Genomic DNA, 5,747 nt, shown 5'->3' with positions numbered 1-5,747 from the left:
TTTTTGGTTAAAATTAATTTTAAAGCTTACGTAAACAATAGCCATAGGTAAGTTGGTGCAGAGCTTTTGGTTTAGAAAGTCTACAATACCTATAGGATAAAATAAATTTATTTAAAATAAAGGTAAATTATTTAAAACAAACGGATTACGGCAAAACCCGTAGTTTGATTGTTTTACAGAATAATCTGTCAAAAAAAATCGTTTAAACACTATTTTATTCGGCAAAATGCAAGGACACCCAATTGTTTCGCTCTAATTTGTGTTTTAGAGTTAAATTAAGCTTGTTTGCTTCTTCGGTTATTAGTGGTATATCATTGTCATAAAACCCACTTAAAAATAGGTTTCCTCCAGCATTAAGGCAGCTTTTGTAGGTTGCCATATCTTTTAAAAGAATATTACGATTTATGTTTGCTATAATACTATCGTAGGATTTATTTTTTAGCAAAGTAGCATCTCCTTCCAACACAGTTATATCTAATGCTCCATTACGTTCTACATTCTCAACGCTATTTAGGTAGCACCAATTGTCTATATCTATAGCGTCTACTACTGTTGCTCCTTTCATAGCTGCTAGAATTGCTAATACGCCTGTACCACAGCCCATATCTAAAACAGATTTCCCAATCATATCATTTTTAAGAATATGCTGAATCATCATGTGTGTTGTTTCGTGATGCCCTGTACCAAAACTCATTTTGGGTTCTATAATAATGTCGTATTTAGTGTCTGGTTTGTCATGAAACGGTGCTCTTACTGAACATAGGTTATCTACTATTATAGGGTTAAAGTTTTTTTCCCATTCTGCATTCCAGTTTACTTGTTCTATGTCTTCGAATGTATAGCTTATTTTAAACTCGTCTGATTTTAAAATTTGCACATTGTCTAGTATATTTTCTTGCCACTCTTCTTTTTGTATGTATGCTGTAACGCCTTCCTCTGTTTCAACAAAACTTTCAAAACCTGCATAACCTAATTCTGCTATTAAAATTTCTACTGCTGGTTGTATTGGGCTTACCTTAAAATAATAGCCGATGTATATAATATTTGACATTGTTATGTTATTGAATGTTCTTTGTTTTTTTCTGTATTATCTTTTTCTGCGTTAGGGATTGAGCAATTGTTGGAACTCCTCGCAGAGAGTGACTTGCGAAAGCCCGACCTTTAGGTAACGCCCTAAAATGCATTTACTATAGCAAAAAAGTCTTCTGCTTTTAGTGATGCTCCTCCTATTAAACCACCATCTACATCTGGTTTTGAAAAAATTTCTTTTGCATTTGCTGGTTTTACGCTCCCACCATATAATATAGATACTGAATTTGCTATTTCTGCTGTATATTTTTCTGCTAAAGTTTGTCTTATAAACTGGTGCATGTCTTGTGCTTGTTCTGGAGTTGCTGTTTCTCCTGTACCTATTGCCCAAACGGGTTCGTATGCTAAAACTATATTTTTAAAGGCTGCTGCTTCTAAATGAAATAATGCGTTTGCTATTTGATTTTTTACGATTGTTTCTTCATTATTAGCTTTTCTGTCGGCTAATTCTTCTCCAAAACAGAAAATAACTCTCATGTTGTTATTTAATGCTGTGTCTACTTTTTGTGCAAGTATTTCATCGGTTTCATTAAAATATGCTCGGCGCTCACTATGCCCTAAAATTACGGTATTAACTCCTACACTTTTTAACATTGCTGCACTTACCTCTCCTGTGTATGCTCCATTACTTGCAAAATGCATATTTTGTGCTATAACTTCTACGTTAGATTGTTTTAATGCATTAAATGCAGGATATAAGTTAACAAACGTTGGAGCTACCATTACCTCTGCATTAGATGTTTTTGCTTGTTGCTTTATTGCTGTTATTAGGGTTTCGGTTTGGGCTAGATCATTATTCATTTTCCAATTCCCTGCTACTATATTTTTTCTCATTGTTTTATATTTTTTTCAATTCACTAAATAGAGTCTTTAGTTTAATTGTTCTTGTATAATTTTATCGTCTGCTTTTATAGCTCTATAGACTTTTATTTCTCCTGTTTTTCCTATTACCATATATCTAGGAATCCAATCTAAGTCTAAAAAAGTACCAAACGGCCCTTTCCAGCCAGATTGCATATAATAATGTTCTCCTTTTAGCTTATATTTTGCGACTCCTCTTTTCCATGCGGCTTCTGTTTTATCTAATGATAAAAATAAAAATGCTGTTTCTGGATTATTTTGCTGTAGTTGCGCTACTTTAGGTATTCCTTTAATACAATCTCTGCACCAAGATGCCCACACATCTATTATAATTGTTTTGTCTTTGTGTTCTTTTAATATACTAGCAAATGTTACCTGCTTTCCTTTTATATTTATAAATGTATCGTTTAATGCTTCTTGTGAAAACTGCGTTGGTGCTTCTTGTGCTTTACAGTTTATTAATGTAAAAAGACACAATAGAATAAGGCTAATTTTTTTCATAATAGTTTATTGTAGTTTTATTTTGGGGTCTAACCAAGCATAAATAATATCTACAAAAATATTAATTATTATAAAGAGTAATGCAATAATTAATACTGCTCCCATTATTACTGGTAAATCTAATGTATTTAAAGCATTTACTATTTCTTTTCCTAATCCGTTCCAGCCAAAAATATATTCTACAAACACTGCACCTGCCAACATAGATGCAAACCACCCTGATATGGCTGTTACCACAGGATTCATTGCATTTTTAATAGCGTGTTTTTTTATTATTTGAAATTCGCTTAATCCTTTTGCTCTTGCTGTTCGTATGTAGTCTTGATTAAATACTTCTAATAGAGAGTTACGCATTAATTGTATTATTACTGCTAATGGCCTAATACCTAATACTACGGCTGGTAGTATTAAGTTTTTCCATTGTATGTGCATTGCTTCTCCAAAATCATCTAATTCGTACAAACTACCCGTCATTTCTAAATTTGTGTACTTATGTAATACAAAGCCAAATAACCACGCAAATAGTATTGCACTGAAAAAGGAGGGTACACTCATGCCTACAGTACTCAATATTTGTATTGTTTTATCTAGTATAGTATCTTTTTTTAAGGCGGATATAATACCTAAACATATTCCAAGAATTATAGCTATTAATATGGCTGTTATTGCTAGTACAAATGTATTGGGTAAGGTTTCTACTAAAACCTGACTTACTTTTTTGCCTTGTTTTGTGAACGATTCTCTCAAATAAGGCAGTTTTAAAACCGTTGTCGTATTCCCTAGAGTAAATAGCTGTAAGGCGGAGTATTTATTAGCGCTTAAATAAGTGTAGTCTTCTGTTTTATTAGAATGAAACGAAAGTGGTGATAAATCGTTTATATAATAAGCGTATTGTGTACTTATAGGTTTATCGAAACCATATTTTTTGTTAACGACTTCTAGTTGGGCTTTATCTACATTTTGTCCCAGCATCATTTCTGCAGGGTCTCCTGGCAATACACTAAATAAAAAAAATATAACTGTGACTACTCCAAATAATGTAAGTAGTGCATAAAAGGTTTTATTTAGAAAATAACTGATCAGACTATATTATTGTTTTAATGTTATTTTAATAATAGAGTCTACTCCCGTTACATCCATCTCCTTTAACAACACACTATCTTTAACAACTTCCATACGTTCTATAAGTTCTGCTTTTATAGTATCTACCATCTCTTTAGTAGCTAATTCATCGTCTATAAAATACATGACATTTGTTACCTCAACTGGTTCTGGTTTAGGTTCTGGCTTACGTTCTACTACTGGGAGTTCTAATTGGTCGATATCATTAAAATGTAACTTTTGCTTAATTGTAGCGTTTTGCAGTTTTAATATTCCCGGATTAGATCTCACTATTGTTTTTAATGCCGTTTCATCACAGAAATAAAAATCGAAATTTAAATTATATACAGATTTATAGTCTGCTACTTCTTCTGGTCCTGTTGCTGTTAAACCAACTACAGTGTAACCATTTTTAATGGCTTTATCTGTAGCTTCTTTTATTATTTTTAATCCATTTACTTCTGCTTTCTCTAAATTATAGGCGACTATAAGGATTAAGTTATCTTCCTTAAGAATAGATTCTGTTAAATCTTCACCATCTTTTTCTATAGAAAAGTCATGAATAGGTGCTTCGTATCCTTCTTCTATAATATCTACTTCTACACCAACGTATTTGCCTTCTACATTAGGGTAAGATCCATCTGTAACAAATTCTTTTTGCTCTCCATTTTTAAGCTCAAAGGTCCAAGTAAATTCTTGTACTGCTTTTGGTGCATCTTCTGGCACCGTCATATTATCTATAATATTAGCGCCTACTTTATATGGCCTATAATCTTTTGCAGGCAAATGCATTAACACATGGTATCCAAACCATAAACAGGCTATAAAACTTAATAATGATATTATTGTTGTTGCAAATTTATTAAAGAAAGGTTTTATGTATTTTACTTGTGTAAAAACAATAAGGATTAATGCTAATAAGCCCACATCTTTCCAAAAGCTTTGCCAAGGTGTCATTTTCATAGCGTCACCAAAACATCCGCAGTCTTTTACTTTATCGAAATAAGCTGAATAAAAAGTTAAAAACGTAAAAAACAATATCATTAGTAACAAACTCCAAACTGTAAACTTTGGTTTGTATCCAATAATTAAAAACACACCTAAAAGCACTTCGAATACAACTACAAATATAGAAATCCCTAATGCATAAGGTGTTAAAAAAGGTAAATCTAAAACCGTAGGCCCAAAGTATTCTTCGAGTTTAAAGGCAAAACCTATAGGATCGTTTAATTTTATTAATCCAGAAATGATAAAAAATATACCTATAAATATACGGCTAACCCCAACTATTACTTTCATGTGTTTATTATTGTTTAATTAACTTGCTTCTGCTTCGCTTAAGTGTATTAATGCAAAAATGGCATAGTTTATCATATCTTGATAATTAGCATCTATGCCTTCGCTTACTATTGTTTTTCCAGAATTATCTTCTATTTGTTTTACTCGTAATAGCTTTTGTAAGATTAAATCGGTTAACGAGCTCACTCTCATATCTCTCCATGCTTCACCATAATCATGATTTTTATCTTGCATTAACTGTTTTGTAAGTGCTACTTTTTCATCGTATAACAGTGTTGCTTTTTCTGTTGTTAAGTCTGGTTGCTCTACTACGCCCTTATCTAATTGAATAAGAGCCATGATACAATAATTAATGATTCCTACAAATTCGCTTTGCGCTCCTTCATCTACTTTTCTAACCTCATTTTGTTGTAAACTTCTAATGCGTTGTGCTTTAATAAAAATTTGATCTGTTAGCGATGGCAAACGTAAAATGCGCCAAGCACTTCCGTAGTCTTTCATTTTATTAATGAATAGGTTACGACAGCTATTTATAACGGCATCATATTGTTTTGATGTATCTTGCATGAATTGATTGAATTTTGCGTAAATTTCGCTTAATTTTTTGAAAAGTTCAAAGTTTATGGTTTAAAGTTTTACAAGCCTAAACAAACAACGTCTATAACACTACAAATGACATTAAATTGCAACGGTAATTGTATTGACTTAAGTATGCCTAAAGTTATGGGTATTCTTAACGTTACACCAGATTCTTTTTTTGATGGAGGCCTCTATAAAAATGAAAAATCTATTTTAACTCAAGTTGAAAAAATGCTCCATGAGGGTGCTACTTTTATAGATGTTGGTGCCTATAGCTCTAAACCTAATGCAGAAACTATCCCTGAAACTGAAGAGTT

The 5,747-nt window shown here is 32.0% G+C and carries 7 protein-coding genes; 1 reads left to right on the top strand and 6 read right to left on the bottom strand.

Features of this window, described 5'->3' with window-relative positions; genetic code table 11:
* Window positions 1-214: 214 nt before the first annotated feature.
* The 6 genes from prmA to ACVC2P_RS15210 form a co-directional block, all read right to left on the bottom strand.
* Complete coding sequence (prmA, locus tag ACVC2P_RS15235; protein ID WP_452599314.1) at window positions 215-1,051, bottom strand: 50S ribosomal protein L11 methyltransferase; 837 nt, start codon at window positions 1,049-1,051, stop codon at window positions 215-217.
* A gap of 122 nt (window positions 1,052-1,173) precedes the next feature.
* Window positions 1,174-1,923 carry a triose-phosphate isomerase gene (gene tpiA, locus ACVC2P_RS15230; RefSeq protein WP_452599313.1) on the bottom strand — a complete coding sequence of 250 codons (750 nt, stop codon included), beginning with the start codon at window positions 1,921-1,923 and terminating at the stop codon, window positions 1,174-1,176.
* 36 nt (window positions 1,924-1,959) lie between these two features.
* Entirely contained in the window at window positions 1,960-2,451 is a 492-nt protein-coding gene (locus tag ACVC2P_RS15225) for a TlpA family protein disulfide reductase (RefSeq protein ID WP_452599312.1), read from the bottom strand.
* 6 nt (window positions 2,452-2,457) lie between these two features.
* Window positions 2,458-3,534 carry an ABC transporter permease gene (locus ACVC2P_RS15220; protein WP_452599315.1) on the bottom strand — a complete coding sequence of 359 codons (1,077 nt, stop codon included), beginning with the start codon at window positions 3,532-3,534 and terminating at the stop codon, window positions 2,458-2,460.
* A 6-nt stretch (window positions 3,535-3,540) separates the two neighbouring features.
* Entirely contained in the window at window positions 3,541-4,851 is a 1,311-nt protein-coding gene (locus ACVC2P_RS15215) for a BT_3928 family protein (protein WP_452599311.1), read from the bottom strand.
* 18 nt (window positions 4,852-4,869) lie between these two features.
* Window positions 4,870-5,418: a DUF1599 domain-containing protein gene (locus ACVC2P_RS15210; RefSeq protein ID WP_452599310.1), complete on the bottom strand. Its 549-nt coding sequence runs from the start codon at window positions 5,416-5,418 to the stop codon at window positions 4,870-4,872.
* A gap of 105 nt (window positions 5,419-5,523) precedes the next feature.
* Here ACVC2P_RS15210 and ACVC2P_RS15205 point away from each other — a divergent pair.
* Window positions 5,524-5,747 (top strand): dihydropteroate synthase (locus tag ACVC2P_RS15205; protein WP_452599309.1); only part of this gene is annotated, 224 nt, incomplete at its 3' end.

It is taken from the genome of Pontimicrobium sp. MEBiC01747, assembly GCF_053601635.1.
The sequence above is the reverse complement of the archived record's forward strand: the minus strand, read 5'-3'. Positions and strand labels throughout refer to the sequence as shown.

Coding starts and splice junctions, on each gene's coding strand:
- prmA (WP_452599314.1), bottom strand. CDS start 1,051: ATGTCAAATATTATATACATCGGCTATTATTTTAAGGTAAGCCCAATA.
- ACVC2P_RS15215 (WP_452599311.1), bottom strand. CDS start 4,851: ATGAAAGTAATAGTTGGGGTTAGCCGTATATTTATAGGTATATTTTTT.
- ACVC2P_RS15225 (WP_452599312.1), bottom strand. CDS start 2,451: ATGAAAAAAATTAGCCTTATTCTATTGTGTCTTTTTACATTAATAAAC.
- ACVC2P_RS15210 (WP_452599310.1), bottom strand. CDS start 5,418: ATGCAAGATACATCAAAACAATATGATGCCGTTATAAATAGCTGTCGT.
- tpiA (WP_452599313.1), bottom strand. CDS start 1,923: ATGAGAAAAAATATAGTAGCAGGGAATTGGAAAATGAATAATGATCTA.